Origin of the sequence: Alkalicoccobacillus plakortidis (assembly GCF_023703085.1) — a bacterium.
Taxonomy (GTDB): Bacteria; Bacillota; Bacilli; order Bacillales; family Bacillaceae_D; genus Alkalicoccobacillus; species Alkalicoccobacillus plakortidis.
Map to the genome: position 1 here is coordinate 105,886 of NZ_JAMQJY010000004.1, position 14,116 is coordinate 120,001.

Below are 14,116 nucleotides of genomic sequence, written 5' to 3' on the forward strand. Positions count from 1 at the left end.
CTTTTTATCTCTAATATATCAAACATTCTCAAAGAAAATGTCTTAAAATAAAGTTAAATGGTTCGTTTATAGTTATATATGTTTTATTGTAGTTATAATATTATTATTGGTGTTATTTGTAATGATTAAGATTTTTCGCAGTGGGGTATCAACTTGGCTAAGCAGTTGTAATATGAATTCCCAACTGGTTATTATTATTCGCTGAATGAAGATCGAGATACGGTCAGGCTGCTTGAAGTAGATTCTAAAGATCAAGTTTAGAATATATCGATTGAAGAGTTTCAAACGTTATTGGTAGAACGGTACGAAAATGGTTATGGTGGCAGTGTAGAACCACAGCGCCAAATAAGCTGGCTGTAATCTACAGTTGGTGCAGAGACGGTTTTGATTTCCAAGGTTTCTTTAATTGTTTGGAGAAAGAAGAAGTTTAAACACAATTGAAGACTTATAACGCAAAGGGGTTGCTTCACTATGTTAGAGGGTCAGTTAATTGAATTACGTTCAGTAATTGAACAGGACTTAGAGGATGTTTTTAAGTGGAACAACGATGAAGAGCTAGTCACTCTTGCATCAGGAAGCGATAAACCTTTTCAAATAAATAACTCGATGGTTGGTTTAAAGCATTATTTAGAGAAGAATACGTTAGAAAACGATTTAGTAGAAGATGGGCAGTTTTTTTCTATTTATACGAAAGATACTGGTTGCCACATTGGTAAATGCGACTACCGTGATATTAACTGGATAGTAAGATCGGCGACTATTGGGATTATGATTGGTGAAAGAGATCATTGGGGAACTGGTCATGGTAAGGATGCTATAAAGGTACTTTTAAATTATCTATTTAATACACTTAACTTAAACCGAGTTCAGATTGATACATGGAGTGGGAATCAAAGAGCGATTCGATTTTTTGAGAATGCTGGGTTTGTAAAAGAGGGAGAGTTCAGAGAAGGAGAATATATTGACGGTCGTTTCTACAATACTATTATTATGTCTATTCTTAAGAACGATTACATAGTAGATCAAAAAAAGAATTAAGAACAAAAAAGCTACGTGAGTTCTCTCACGTAGCTTTTTTGTTCTTAATTAATCTAACCAGCTATCGACTACATCACGATTTTCTTCGATCCATTGTGAAGCCGCTTCTTCATCATCTCCAAGTTCCTGCCTGAGGGAGAGAAGTGCTGATAATTGATCGTCATCAAAGAAACTATTTTTAAGCCATGTATCAACTTCAGGGAAGTCCTCTGCAAATCCATTACGTCCCATGTAATAAATATCATCGGGATCACCAAAGGCTTGATCAGGATCTTCTAGATATTTCAGATCATAATCTTCAAATGCATAATGTGGGCTCCATAACGTAACAACAATTGGATCTTGATTTTGATAAGCCGTGTCGAGCTGCTGCATCATTGCTTGTTCAGATGAATTGGTAAGCTCGAATGACTCTAAATTATAATTTGGAATAACTTCTTCATTCATAATTTGCATAAGAGATGAGCCTGGATCAATTCCAAGCTATCTTGGCATCGAACTCATCAATATGATCAACCAGATCAGATATTGAGTTAATATCCTCCATATAGGAAGGGACTACAAGACCGTTGTGAGCTCCTTCATACATGATTCCTTCCTCAGATATTTCCATCTCATCTGTATCTTTTGAAACATAGGATTGATCAGTAAATGGAAGCCAGGCTGGAAACGCAACATCTAAATCTCCATTAGAGGTTCCTTCAAATAGAAAGGCTTTTTCAAAAGTCGTAATGTCGACATCATAGCCTTGCTCTTCTAAAAGTTGTTTCCAAACATAAGCAAAGGCAGTGCCATCTGAATATGTAGTGTGACCAATTGTGATGGACCCACCTTCACCTGTGTTATCCCCGCCACATGCAGCAAGTGAGAAGGCAGAGGTAAGAATTACTCCGAATAAAACGTTTTTTCTACGAGACATTAATCGAACAACTCCTGAAATTTTTAATTGTATGTCCCCATTATTAATACCCACATTTCATGAAAAGAAACCCTTTAAGGAAAAGGGATACATTCACATGAGAGATGAGCATCGATAATGGAGGATACAATTGTTCCATTTTTGGGGATTATATATAGAGGAAGAGGGTATTGTTCGTTTAAGTGTATCTTTCATATAAGGAGCTGATTTGTATGAATAGATTAGAAAAGGCGCTTATCCTTATCAAAATTGGATCCATTGCAGTGGTACTTCCTCTTATTACAACTCAATCAGCTGGATACCTTTCAGGACATATAGCTTTTTACCTTATTTATATTCTTCTTGGACTCGTTTTAATATCAACAGGTGTAATAGAAGTAGCCATGAAAAAAACAAAGCAAGGCACCATAGGTATGGTTGGAGGCTGCTTTGTTTTGATCTTTTTACTAATGTTTAGCTTGAACTAGGAAGGTATAGAGGGCATTTGGTTTGTGTACTGCCTTCTTAATGGTTTGGTGAAGATAAAGCACAATCTAGAATCTCTTGATAGATATGGTGCCATCCATTATATAATCGACTAATTTCCGTAGGATCGACTAGGATACGCTCACATGATTCAAAACCAGCTTCAAATGTATGCATCTTATTGATCTGTAATGTATGAAAAAGTTGGAAGCCCACTTTAGGATACTTACTTTGATCATTCCATTTAGCATTATTACTATGATCAACAATGATAAAACCTAATTGTTCACAAGTCCCCTCAACATACGCCTCTTCCATGACTTCTCGATGTAAACTCTCATCAGGGGTTTCTCCTTTGTCGATATGACCTCCTGGAAGTCCCATCCTCTGTGATCTAAATTCACCAGTAGTATTCTGCCTTGCTTGAAACAGAATGCGTGAACACTTGTTATTAATTCAATCTGAGGTTTTCTAGAAGACTTAATCCACGTTAACCTAACTTCTTCTTCACCCCAGCGCACAGTGGTCGATGCCAATAGACTCTCCCCCTAGTCATCTTTCATATTCTGTTGGTACAGTCTTCTATAGAGGACCAGTCTATTCCTTTTTAACTCTAAAAGTTTACTGAACAACTAGTGAGCGAGTTTACTCTTAACTGGGACTACTAATCCAACAAGACCTAATAGAGAGAATACGAGAAACGTGACTGAATAAGTCAAAGCATCTATTGTAAGTCCAGATAGAAATGAACCAAAAGACTGTCCAATACCCAAAAATAAAAAGGATAGACTGACCCCTACTGATGGGAAATTTTTATAGATACGAGTTGCCCAAACAATTAAAATACCTGTCATAAAAATATACGATATGCCAAAAAAGATCGCAGACGTGTAAATCGTTATTTGAGAAGATAGTGTAATAATGGAAATAGAAATCATCATAAGCAAAAGAGTGAGTCGATAAGATAAAGAAAGTCCAATTCTATTAATCAAACCGCCACCTACTCCTCCAATTACACCTGAGATCCCCATCAAAATCCAAAAAACCACACTTTCAAATTGACTCATATTATGAACAACACTTAATAAACTTCTTGAGAATGTCCAAAAAACAGATGAACTCACTCCAACAATCGCGGAAGCAATGAATAAGAATTTTGCTTGTTTCATTGAGTTTAGCCATTCCCTTTTAGTGAGACTGTTTTTTTGAACGAGAATCAAGATTTCGAGTTGGGATTGAATACGTATTCCAAATGAATACGGCTAATGCAAGAGCCGTGAACAATAAGAATGAAAGCCTCCAATGTTCTGTGAAGAAGAGTGCGATGGGTCCAGACACGATGATTCCAAAACTTGTTCCGCTATTCATCCACGTATTCCCTTTGTCTCTATCCTTTTTAACTATCAATTCGCTTGCTACTTGTGCAAATGCAGGGGAGCTCCACCCACTTCCTAGTCCGGCAATAAAGGTTGCTAACACCAATACATACAAATTGGGGGCAAGTGAAATACCTAATAAACCTATTACAGCACTTATACCGGCAAATTGTATGACTCTCAAATGACCATATTTCCATATGAGATAGGCTGAGGATATTAAAGCCAGTGTGTATGCCACATACGCAGTTGAACTGACTAATCAAGCATCACTCTCACTAAGGTTCAATGATTCTGATATATTAGGTAAAAACAAGCCAAAGCTAAAACGAGCAAATGCATAAGTCACTCCAATCATCGCAATACCAGGAAATACATACTTCCACATTCAAATTCACTCCTATTTATTATATAGAACGATCACTATATTTCGTGTTAAAAAAGGAAGTAAGCTACTTAGCTTACTTGACAATAACTTGATCAATTAAATGAGTTAATTCGGATGTAACATCTTTTGGATCGAGTACTTCTGCTAAGGAAGTAGAACCTTCAAGAACTAACGTTAACTGGTTTGATTGCCTTTGATTAAATCCTAGCGTAATAAATAATTCAATTAAATTCTTTTTATGTTCGACAACCTGGTCGACTATAGCTTGATTAACATTAGCGTACTCTTCCTTAGCTCTAAGCAACATACAGCCATTCCGCTGCGAACTGAGCCATTCTGCATGTATTTTTGCAATGGACTTAGCTTTTTGATGTGTACTTCCTTGTCCGCAATTACTTAATAGAGATAAATATCTTTCTTCCCGAATGCTCAGAACTTCTTGGATGAGTTCTTCTTTAGAGCTAAAGTGATTATATAAAGTCATTAAAGCTACTCCGGAGTCACTAACAATTCGTTTAAGTCCTACATGGTGAAATCCATTTTCATAAAACAGCTTTTCAGCAATGGTTAAAATTTGTTTTTTCTTCTCACTCACAAATCCCACTCCTTTTTGATAGAACGGTCACTCTAATGATGTCATACTATTTGTTGAAATGCAATGTATAGAATGTAATTCAGTAGTGAGACGACAAAAGAAAATATATTTATTCTACTTGCCTTAGAGTTCACTCCAAGGTCTATACTAAAAACAATTAACTGAAAGAGGACGATAGATGATATCGGAACTCCTAAAGTTATCGTTATAAATAAAATGATGATCTGCCAGCCAATGACCTTATTAAATAAGTAAGGAAGGTGATTTTGATTAACATTAAAGTAATCAGTGAAAAAACTGGAGTCTCTGCTGATACGATTCGCTATTACGAGCGAATTGGATTGATACCAGCAGTCAAAAGAAATGAAAATGGAGTTCGTATTTTTGATGAGGAGGACATTCGTTGGATTCAATTTTCGCGTCAAATGCGTACTGCAGGATTATCAATTGAATCGTTAATTGAATACATTTCGTTATTTAAAGAAAATGATGATAGCACGATTCCAGCTCGAATTGATATTCTAACTGACCAATATGAAGATCTAAGCAATCATATTAAGAACATGCAAATTGCACTTGATCGTCTGAAATTTAAGATCAATAATTATGAAAATCATATGGTTCCAACTGAAAAGAAGCTTCGTTATTTTGATCAAGCATAAGCAAAGGGTACCAAACCTTAACAGAGTTCTATTAAATGATATTTAAAAGGAGACTTTTATTATGGAGTATGTAAAATTTGGTCCTACAGGTATGGATGTTTCTCGAATTTGTTTAGGGGCAATGGGTTTCGGGGACGCTGAAAAATGGACTCATAAGTGGGTGCTTGATGAAGAGAACAGTCGACCGGTTATCAAAAAAGCTCTAGATTTAGGGATTAATTTCTTCGATACTGCGAATATCTATTCAATGGGTGAAAGTGAAAAAATACTCGGTCGTGCTTTAAAGGATTACGCCAAACGTGATGAAATTGTCCTTGCTACAAAAGTCCATCAAACGATGCGTCCTGGTCGCCCCAATAGTGGAGGATTATCTCGAAAAGAAATTATGAATGAAATTGATCGAAGCCTGGAACGTTTGGGTACAGATTATGTTGATTTGTATATCATTCACCGTTGGGATTATAATACCCCGATTGAAGAAACAATGGAAGCTCTTCATGACGTCGTAAAGTCTGGTAAAGCTCGTTATATTGGTGCAAGTGCGATGTATGCTTGGCAATTCCAAAAAGCTCAAAACGTCGCCAACAATAATGGTTGGACAACGTTTGTTTCCATGCAAAATCACTACAATATGATTTACCGAGAAGAAGAACGGGAAATGATTCCATTCTGTCAGGACGAAAACATTGCTCTTACACCATACAGTCCACTAGCCTCTGGGATTTTGACCCGTGATTGGTCTGAAACGACTTTCCGTTCAGAGACGGACCAAGTTCAACACTCGAAATATAGCGCGATGATGGACGTAGACCGGGGAATTGTAGAACGAGTAGCTGAATTAGCAGTGAATCATGGTGTCACTCGAGATAAGATTGCGTTAGCGTGGATTTTAAATAAGGACCAAGTGGTGTCTCCAATTATTGGCGCTCAAAAGGAAAGCCACCTTGAAAGTGCAGTAGATGCTCTTGAGGTTCATTTAACACAAGATGAAATGAATTATTTAGAAGAACTATATATTCCTCATCCAGTTGTCGGGGCTCTTCCAAATCCTAAGTAAAACAAAAGAGGGGAACTTAAAAATGAAGAACGAAGAATTGAAAAATAGTACAATCTTTCCTTTAGGTCAAAAGTTGAACGATCATTTTATTGGTGATGCATATCTTTCGATGGTTTATACAGATTCTGAACCACTTAATGCCCCAATTGGGAATGTTACATTTGCTCCAGGAGCAAGAAATAGTTGGCATAAACACGATGTAGGACAGGTTCTGTTGGTTACAGGTGGTGAAGGCTGGTATCAAGAAGAGGGGAAAGTTGCTACACAATTAAAATCAGGAGATGTAATTAATATTCCAAGCCGGAGTAAAACACTGGCATGGTGCTACTAAAGACTCATGGTTTGTTCACCTTGCTATGACTGTTGGAGAAACTGAATGGTTAGAACCGGTTTCTGATAAACAGTATAAAGAACTCTAAATAATGTTTGACAGTATACATTTGAAATGAAAAAAGCGTACTAGTTTGAGCTAGTACGCTTTTGATCTTTCTTTAGCATATTACATATCTTAAAAATAGAAAGGGATCCTAGTAGAATACCAACTAAAACAACATTTTGAGCTTTTTCAATAGGAATGATGCTGAGTTGGGTCATAGAAATAATGATGATTGAGAAGGCTAGAAGAACGAGATGAAGAATGAGCCTTGTTTCATTTTTCATAGAAGATCAACTCCTATCTTTTTTTATTCTTTGTATGATTATATCACAATAACTACGAATTAAATTTGAACTAAATATGTTATTTGGTAAGCAACATTTTTTATTTGCTTTATTGTAAAGATCACTTTATCTTCTCCACAAAAAAGCCTGTCATCAACTGGACAACATGGTCCCTTGATGACAGGCTCCTCCTGATAACTGCCATTTATTAAGATTCAGGCGAAAGGGCTAACCAAAAGAAACATGCATGAGTTTGCTTATCTCAATCGAATGCAGGTGAGCGTGGGCTGAAATCAAAAGGGAACGGACGTATTCATTAGGTTCTCCACAGTCTCTTTATCCGAAAAGGTATGTGCTTTATAAGATTGTGCATATCGTTCGTGTCCTTTTCCGGTGATAAAAACCCAATCTCCTTTTTGAGTTGCATTCCATGCGTAACAAATAGCTTCAACCCGATCTGGAATGACTAGCCCTTGACCACATAAATCAAATGAATACAGTGTTTGGTTCATCTCCTCAAAGGAAACATTATTCAGGTCATCTAAAGTAAGAATGATAAGGTCACTAAACGACTTCGATACATCAACCATAACTTGTCTTTTTCCTACATCGCGTCCGCCTCTAAATCCAAAGATATGGATGATTCGCAATGCTCCCATTGCTTTTGCTGTTTGCAAGCAATGACGGAATGCGTCTTCAGTATGTGCATAATCTATAATGAATTTTGCACCAAGTGTTGGGTGCTCAAATACTTCGAATCGACCTGGTACGCCACTAAATGTTTCTAATGCGTGCAAAGCATCACCAGGCGTAATGTGTATAGCTTTTGCAGTTAGAAAGGCCATGACTGCATTAAAAATGTTATGCTCACCAAGAAAGTTCAATGTTAATTGGTGTTTCTGATTTTGATCTTGTAGGGAGACGCTCATTTTTTCGTTGTACTGTATGTCTTCTTTAGTAAAAGACGTTGTTGATTCCCCCATCGTAAAAACGGTGTGTTTCTTTTTTAATTTAGTTTCTAACGCAGCTCCCCAACTGTCATATGTATTGATGATAGCAATACCATTAGAGGAAAGCTGATCAAACAATGTTTCTTTTGCGGAGAAGTAGGAATCCATCGTTTTGTGGTAGTCTAAATGATCTTGACTTAAATTAGTGAACAAACAAATATCAAAAATGATGCCTCCTACCCGATGTTGAGTAAGGGCATGTGAGGTAACTTCTATAATTACAAATTCATCCTCACTTTTAGCTAGTTGTTTCTGCAGTTCTAGTGCATCGATTGTTGTGTTTTTGGTTGTGCCAGAGATGATTGTTCCATTAATGACATTATGAACAGATCCAAAAAGGGCACAGCTTCGACCGCACTCTTCTAAAATATGTTTGATCATAAATGAGGTCGTTGTTTTCCCGTTTGTACCGGTAATTCCGATGATTGTTTTTTGACTGCTTTTAGAGTTGTAAAAGGTCTTAGCTAAATGTGCAAGAGCAATGCGACTATTAGCTACTCTAAAATAAGGTACAGATAGTGTGTGGAGGTCCTGTTCACCAATAATGGCTTTTGCTCCAGCTCTAATGGCTGAATCAATATATTTGTGACCATCTGAAGCATACCCGCTTATCGCCACAAATAGATCCCCAGGTTCCACTTTCTGAGAGTTATTTGAGATGCCAGTAATGGTTATATCAATATCGTGGGAAGAGGAATCGACGTCTATATCGTGTAGTAAAGAGTGTAATTTCATGATATGTGCTCCTTATATCATTAAGTTAGTTATATCTAAAAGCTTGAAGTAATGTGGATGTATGCTAACGCAAAAAGAAGTATCCATTATTGAATACTTCTTTTTGTTATGTAGAGGTACAATGTGTATGACGATAGAAGTTATTGTACCCATCAATATCATTATTACGCTTCCAAAATCAAACTGAATGTTAAAATTACACCAGGGGAACAATTTGATCTTCCATGAAAAATAAACTCATCTGTATTAAAATGAGAATCACAAGAGTTAATTATAGGAAAAGAAAGGAAGGCAACAAGCATGGATTTTAGCAACGTTATGGCATTTATTCCAACCATCATTATTATTATTAACATTTTGCTATCTGCCGGATTTCTCTTTTTTGAGAGAAGAGATATAGGATACACATGGGCATGGTTAATGGTTTTGTACTTCATCCCAATCTTGGGTTTTATTATATATCTGTTTTTAGGAAGGAACCTCAAACAGAAAAACTTCTATAATCTGTCTGCTGAAGAAAGGGAGTACCTCCAATCGGAAGTAGATAAACAATTTCCTGTCTTAGAGAACAATGAGATAAAAACGTCTCCGCTGCTAACCAAATATGCAGATTTAATTGAGATGAATCTCAGGTCATCCCATTCTCTATGGTCGAACGATAATGAAATTGTCATACATAACGATGGGCATGAGAAATTTGATTCATTATTTGAGGGAATCAGATCAGCGAAGAAAGAAATCAATATCCAATATTACATCATCCAAGCCTGATTCACTTGGAAGAAAACTAAGAGATGAATTAACGTTAAAGGCTAAAGAAGGAGTGAAGGTGAGACTTCTTTATGATGAAGTTGGTTCAAAAAAAATCTCAACTACATTTTTTAAGGAGTTACGTCAAGCAGGTGGAGAAGTAGAAGTATTTTTTCCTTCGTTTTTTAAACTGATTAATTTCCGCATAAATAACAGAAACCACCGCAAGCTATGCATTATTGATGGGGAAACGGCTTATATCGGTGGATTCAATGTGGGTGATGAGTATCTTGGCTTGAATAAGAAATTTGGGTACTGGCGTGATACCCATTTCAAAATAAAAGGGGCCTCAGTCAACCAAATTCAAGGCCGATTTATTTTGGACTGGCATCAGACTGAAAAAGATAAAATTGGTCAATTCGAAGAGTTTTCGTACCTGTCTACAAAACACCATGGCTCAAGCCCAGTGCAAATTGTTTCAAGCGGACCTAACTCTGAGACTGAACACTTGAAGAATATGTATATCAAACTCATTATGTCTGCTAAACAAAGTGTCTATATCCAAACGCCTTATTTTATTCCGGACGCGAGCTTTATGGACGCTTGTAAAATTGCGCTCCTTTCAGGAGTTGATGTGCGTATTATGATACCAAATAAACCGGACCACCCTTTTGTCTATTGGGCGACTTGGGCTCACGCAGGAGAATTGCTCGAATATGGCGCGAAGGTTTTATTATATGAAAAAGGTTTCTTACATGCAAAAACAATCGTGGTTGATGGAGAAGTCACCTCAGTAGGTACGATGAACATCGATCCTCGAAGCTTTAAATTAAACTTCGAAGTGAACGCTATTGTATATGATGAAAAAGTTGCGATGCCACTTCAAGAGATGTTTTATAAAGATAGCCTTGTCAGTACAGAACTGACTCTTGATAAATATAAAGAACGATCTCTTAAAATTAAGTTTAAAGAAGGAATTTCCCGACTGCTTTCACCTATATTGTAGGAATGTTTCTGGATGTGTTTTCTAGATCAATTTCTTTTGAAAGTTTATGAAGTTTTGGTGCACGTTTAAAATCTTGGTTGTTTGTAGTGAAGTACATGCTTAAGAGTTAAAGTATACACTTGCCTACTAGGTTTATTTAATGTATCACTTACTTCAATATAATAATGGTTAGAGAGGTGTTTTGATGACAAACAGTAAACTAAATCCTAAGGTTGATGCCTTTTTAAGTCGCTCTGAAAAATGGCGAGAAGAATTTGAGACATTAAGAGAAATCGCTTTGGATTGTGAACTAGTTGAAGATCTGAAATGGGGAGTACCTTGTTACACAGTTAAGTCAAAAAATGTTGTGTTAATCCATGGTTTTAAAGAGTACTGTGCTCTTCTGTTTGTAAAAGGAGCACTGTTAAAAGATGCCGAAAAATTGCTCATTCAGCAAACAGATAATGTGCAAGCAGCGCGACAAATACGATTTACTCATGTAGAAGAAATCGAGAAAAATAAAACGAAGATAAAAGCCTTTATTCAAGAGGCGATAGAAGTTGAGAAGGCAGGTTTGAAAGTAGATACCAAAAAGAACATAGAGATAACGATTCCTGAGGAGCTTCAAAAGACATTTAATGAGGTACCAGGCTTAGAAACAGCTTTTAAGTCACTTACCCCAGGACGTCAAAGAGCGTATGTTCTTCATTTCTCTCAAGCCAAACAAGCGAAGACTCGAGAAGTGAGAGTCCAAAAATATGTGCAGCATATTTTAAATGGGAAAGGATTAAATGATTGATGTTCATGTGTAATGTAAAAACTCAGTGGAGTTGAAATAATGGAAAGAACAGAGAACATTGCATTAGAGTTTTTGAAGGATAGTCATTTAGAAATACTAACTACATTTGAACTTATAGAAGATCAAAAGAAATTCACCACCATGCCTAACGAGTTACTTACTAACGCAGATGGACAATATTCAATTGTGATCACTCATAAAAACAAGCCAGTTGGTTTCTTTTTATTACATACGACCAGTAGAGTGATGAAATATACCGAAAATAAACATGCACTGTTATTAACTTCTTTATCTATTAATAATAAGGAGCAGGGAAAGGGGTATGCATCAATTGGAATGTCGATGCTAACTCCGTTTATAAAGTCTGCATTTCCAATGTACAATGAGATTGTTTTGGCTGTTAATCATAAAAATGCACCTGCAGAGAAGCTATATAAAAAAGTAGGCTTTGTAGATACAGCTAAACGGATAGAAGGGCCCTTGGGTGAACAATTGATTATGAGTTTGAAAGTGACGTAATCGTTTAAAACCACATAAAGAGGACACTGACTCGTGTCCTCTTTGTGGTGGTTTAGTGTGTAGTAGATGATATTGCAGACTCCAAAACTTGCATAACCTTTTTACTATGATTAAGCCTTTCATCAGCCTTTGTGTAATCATTATTTTGAATGATCCGAGCAAATTCAACGAACTCATCATACATACGATGATGTTGACTAGGAGTGATACCTTCATTTTCTACAGCTTGCTCATGCGGTATATAGTTAAAAGATTTAATATGATTCGTAGGGTTGTCGATGTGAATGGTTCCTCTATCTCCTTGGATATGAATAGAATGAGATGCTTTACTATCCTTGGAACCAATACATACACTTTTAAATGATCCATAGTCCAAAATTAGAACACCTGATGTATCAATATCTTTCTCCATATTAGGGTAGTACTGAACATCTTTTGGTTCACCAACTAAACCGATCACAAAATGGATATTGTAGATGTTAATATCCATTAAGGCACCTCCAGACATCTCTGGATTAAATACAGGATGAATGACTCCATTTTTAAAGTCTGAGTATCTTGAAGAGTACTGAGAATAGTTGCATTCGATGATTTTTATCTCTCCTAGTTTAGGAAGATAGTCATGTAGTGCTAGATAATTCTCTTGATATTGGTTTGAAATGGCTTCAAGTAACATGACCTGTTGTGAATGAGCAATCTCGACCAACTCATTAAATTCTCTTAAAGTAGGTGTAAATGGTTTCTCACAGATCACGTGTTTTCCTTTTAGCAGTGCTTGTTTTGCATAGGAATAATGAAGATGGTTAGGTAAACCAATGTAAACTGTATCAATTTCATTACTCGCAAGCATCATGTCATACTCCGTATAGCTGTGATGAATGTTATGTTCACTTTGAAGAGCTTGGGCTTTATCCGCGGAGCGTGCATAGATTCCTTCCAGCGTGATAGAGGGAATGGTCTGAATAAAGCTTAATAAATCTTTTACGATCATTCCCGAGCCAATAATACCTAACTTCATTCATGGCACCCCTTTATTCCCGTTTCAAGGATTTCCATCGCAAGAAGTGTTTCTTCATCTTTTATTGCTTTCTCTTTTCCGTTAACAATCACCTCGTAAAAATCATCATAGATGTTTGCATAATCCCCTTTTTCAGAGACCACTTTTTCTTCATGATAACGACCATCTGAATCCAAGTAAGTTAGCGTACCATAGTGTTGAGGTAGATCAACTCCAAAATCCGGATGATTTTTAGGTAGATAAAATAATTTTAAATGTTCTTCCTGTCTATCCTCAGTTTCTTTAATAAACATACCTTTTGTGCCATGGACAACAAATCGTGGTCGCGATTTTATCCTGAAAAAGCTGGATTTTACAGACACTTTCAACGAAGGATAATAAAAATCTAAATCAAAATAATCATTCATTCTGCCAGCACCAAGTAGTTGACGGACATCATAGTGAACGTTTTGAGGTTTGCCGAAGTATGAAATGACTTGATCAATGGTGTGAACACCATGTCCATATAAAAAGCTGTTAAATGTTGAGAAGGAATGTGTGTTCAGAGGTATTTCTGGTCTGAAGTAATCATAATGCATCTCAACCTCTAGCAAATCTCCGAGTTTTCCGGATTCTATTACTTTTTTAGTCGTAAGAAAATCCGAATCATATCGTCTGTTTTGATAACATTGGATATGAAGATTTCTCTCTTTAGCATATTGAAAAAGAGTAGCAGCTTCTTCTTTCGTTTGCATAAACGGTTTTTCAACTAGAACATGTTTGCCGTGATCTAGAGCTAGTTTCGCAAATGTAAAATGAGATTCAATATGCGTACATACTACAACTACCTGGATCTCTTTATCGTTTAATAATACAGATAGATCATCTGTGTAATGGGTCTCTGGAATGAGGTCCCATTCATTTTTAGTTAGGTCACGTGCGTAGATGGTTTTAACATGTATGTTCTCTCTGTTAAGTGAAAAGGGGGTGTGATAACGGTTTGTACTTTTACCGTTTCCGATATATCCAATAGTTAGCATGTATATGACTCCTTCTTGTTTTTCCTTTATTATAGATAGAAAAAAGCTCTTACAACCGTTTTGGTGTGAAATTGGTATAAATAATCAAGCTTTTGCTATTATAGAATTAGTGCATTAAAAA

Annotated in this window: 17 protein-coding genes and 2 pseudogenes; 8 read left to right on the forward strand and 11 right to left on the reverse strand. The window is 36.4% G+C overall.

The window, feature by feature from the left end; all coding sequences use genetic code 11:
• The first annotated feature begins 471 nt into the window (after positions 1-471).
• Positions 472-1,038 (forward strand): GNAT family N-acetyltransferase, encoded by a 567-nt coding sequence (locus NDM98_RS19955; protein WP_251611298.1) that lies wholly within the window; start codon positions 472-474, stop codon positions 1,036-1,038.
• A 48-nt stretch (positions 1,039-1,086) separates the two neighbouring features.
• On the opposite strand, the gene NDM98_RS19960 is transcribed toward NDM98_RS19955, so the two are convergent.
• Positions 1,087-1,494: a glycine betaine ABC transporter substrate-binding protein gene (locus NDM98_RS19960; RefSeq protein ID WP_251611299.1), complete on the reverse strand. Its 408-nt coding sequence runs from the start codon at positions 1,492-1,494 to the stop codon at positions 1,087-1,089.
• 16 nt (positions 1,495-1,510) lie between these two features.
• Complete coding sequence (locus NDM98_RS19965; RefSeq protein ID WP_251611300.1) at positions 1,511-1,957, reverse strand: glycine betaine ABC transporter substrate-binding protein; 447 nt, start codon at positions 1,955-1,957, stop codon at positions 1,511-1,513.
• A gap of 212 nt (positions 1,958-2,169) precedes the next feature.
• On the opposite strand from NDM98_RS19965, the gene NDM98_RS19970 reads away from it, so the two are divergent.
• A complete protein-coding gene (locus NDM98_RS19970; RefSeq protein ID WP_251611301.1) occupies positions 2,170-2,424 on the forward strand; it encodes a hypothetical protein in 255 nt (84 codons plus the stop codon).
• Positions 2,425-2,461: 37 nt separating this feature from the next.
• On the opposite strand, the gene NDM98_RS19975 is transcribed toward NDM98_RS19970, so the two are convergent.
• The 5 genes from NDM98_RS19975 to NDM98_RS19990 all read right to left on the reverse strand — a co-directional run bounded on the left by NDM98_RS19975 (position 2,462) and on the right by NDM98_RS19990 (position 4,781).
• Entirely contained in the window at positions 2,462-2,806 is a 345-nt protein-coding gene (locus tag NDM98_RS19975; RefSeq protein WP_251611302.1) for an NUDIX hydrolase, read from the reverse strand.
• 248 nt (positions 2,807-3,054) lie between these two features.
• Positions 3,055-3,591: a hypothetical protein gene (locus NDM98_RS19980; protein ID WP_251611303.1), complete on the reverse strand. Its 537-nt coding sequence runs from the start codon at positions 3,589-3,591 to the stop codon at positions 3,055-3,057.
• Between the two features lie 19 nt (positions 3,592-3,610).
• Positions 3,611-4,039, reverse strand: a complete 429-nt coding sequence (locus NDM98_RS19985) for an MFS transporter (RefSeq protein WP_251611304.1) — start codon at positions 4,037-4,039, stop codon at positions 3,611-3,613.
• A 21-nt stretch (positions 4,040-4,060) separates the two neighbouring features.
• On the reverse strand, positions 4,061-4,186 hold the full coding sequence (locus NDM98_RS23650) for a hypothetical protein (protein ID WP_285804086.1): 126 nt from the start codon (positions 4,184-4,186) through the stop codon (positions 4,061-4,063).
• Between the two features lie 73 nt (positions 4,187-4,259).
• Complete coding sequence (locus tag NDM98_RS19990; protein ID WP_251611305.1) at positions 4,260-4,781, reverse strand: TetR/AcrR family transcriptional regulator; 522 nt, start codon at positions 4,779-4,781, stop codon at positions 4,260-4,262.
• 269 nt (positions 4,782-5,050) lie between these two features.
• Between NDM98_RS19990 and NDM98_RS19995 the strand changes: the two genes are divergently transcribed.
• The 3 genes and pseudogenes from NDM98_RS19995 to NDM98_RS20005 all read left to right on the forward strand — a co-directional run bounded on the left by NDM98_RS19995 (position 5,051) and on the right by NDM98_RS20005 (position 6,919).
• The gene (locus NDM98_RS19995; RefSeq protein WP_251611400.1) at positions 5,051-5,443 is read left to right on the forward strand and encodes a MerR family transcriptional regulator; all 393 of its coding nucleotides are present in this window, start codon (positions 5,051-5,053) and stop codon (positions 5,441-5,443) included.
• 61 nt (positions 5,444-5,504) lie between these two features.
• A complete protein-coding gene (locus NDM98_RS20000) occupies positions 5,505-6,500 on the forward strand; it encodes an aldo/keto reductase (protein WP_251611306.1) in 996 nt (331 codons plus the stop codon).
• Between the two features lie 22 nt (positions 6,501-6,522).
• A pseudogene (locus NDM98_RS20005) lies at positions 6,523-6,919 on the forward strand (cupin domain-containing protein).
• Positions 6,920-6,959: 40 nt separating this feature from the next.
• On the opposite strand, the gene NDM98_RS20010 reads toward NDM98_RS20005, so the two are convergent.
• A complete protein-coding gene (locus NDM98_RS20010) occupies positions 6,960-7,160 on the reverse strand; it encodes a hypothetical protein (protein WP_251611307.1) in 201 nt (66 codons plus the stop codon).
• Between the two features lie 293 nt (positions 7,161-7,453).
• Positions 7,454-8,905 carry a UDP-N-acetylmuramoyl-L-alanyl-D-glutamate--2,6-diaminopimelate ligase gene (locus NDM98_RS20015; protein ID WP_251611308.1) on the reverse strand — a complete coding sequence of 484 codons (1,452 nt, stop codon included), beginning with the start codon at positions 8,903-8,905 and terminating at the stop codon, positions 7,454-7,456.
• Between the two features lie 300 nt (positions 8,906-9,205).
• Here NDM98_RS20015 and cls point away from each other — a divergent pair.
• The 3 genes and pseudogenes from cls to NDM98_RS20030 all read left to right on the forward strand — a co-directional run bounded on the left by cls (position 9,206) and on the right by NDM98_RS20030 (position 11,958).
• Positions 9,206-10,661, forward strand: a pseudogene (gene cls, locus NDM98_RS20020) (cardiolipin synthase).
• Between the two features lie 184 nt (positions 10,662-10,845).
• Complete coding sequence (locus NDM98_RS20025; protein ID WP_251611309.1) at positions 10,846-11,439, forward strand: YdeI/OmpD-associated family protein; 594 nt, start codon at positions 10,846-10,848, stop codon at positions 11,437-11,439.
• Positions 11,440-11,478: 39 nt separating this feature from the next.
• Positions 11,479-11,958 (forward strand): GNAT family N-acetyltransferase, encoded by a 480-nt coding sequence (locus NDM98_RS20030; protein ID WP_251611310.1) that lies wholly within the window; start codon positions 11,479-11,481, stop codon positions 11,956-11,958.
• Positions 11,959-12,010: 52 nt separating this feature from the next.
• Here the strand turns inward: NDM98_RS20030 and NDM98_RS20035 are convergent, their stop codons facing one another.
• Complete coding sequence (locus NDM98_RS20035; protein WP_251611311.1) at positions 12,011-12,976, reverse strand: Gfo/Idh/MocA family protein; 966 nt, start codon at positions 12,974-12,976, stop codon at positions 12,011-12,013.
• A complete protein-coding gene (locus tag NDM98_RS20040) occupies positions 12,973-13,995 on the reverse strand; it encodes a Gfo/Idh/MocA family oxidoreductase (RefSeq protein WP_251611312.1) in 1,023 nt (340 codons plus the stop codon). Before NDM98_RS20040 ends, NDM98_RS20035 begins: the two co-directional genes overlap by 4 nt.
• Positions 13,996-14,116 lie beyond the last annotated feature (121 nt).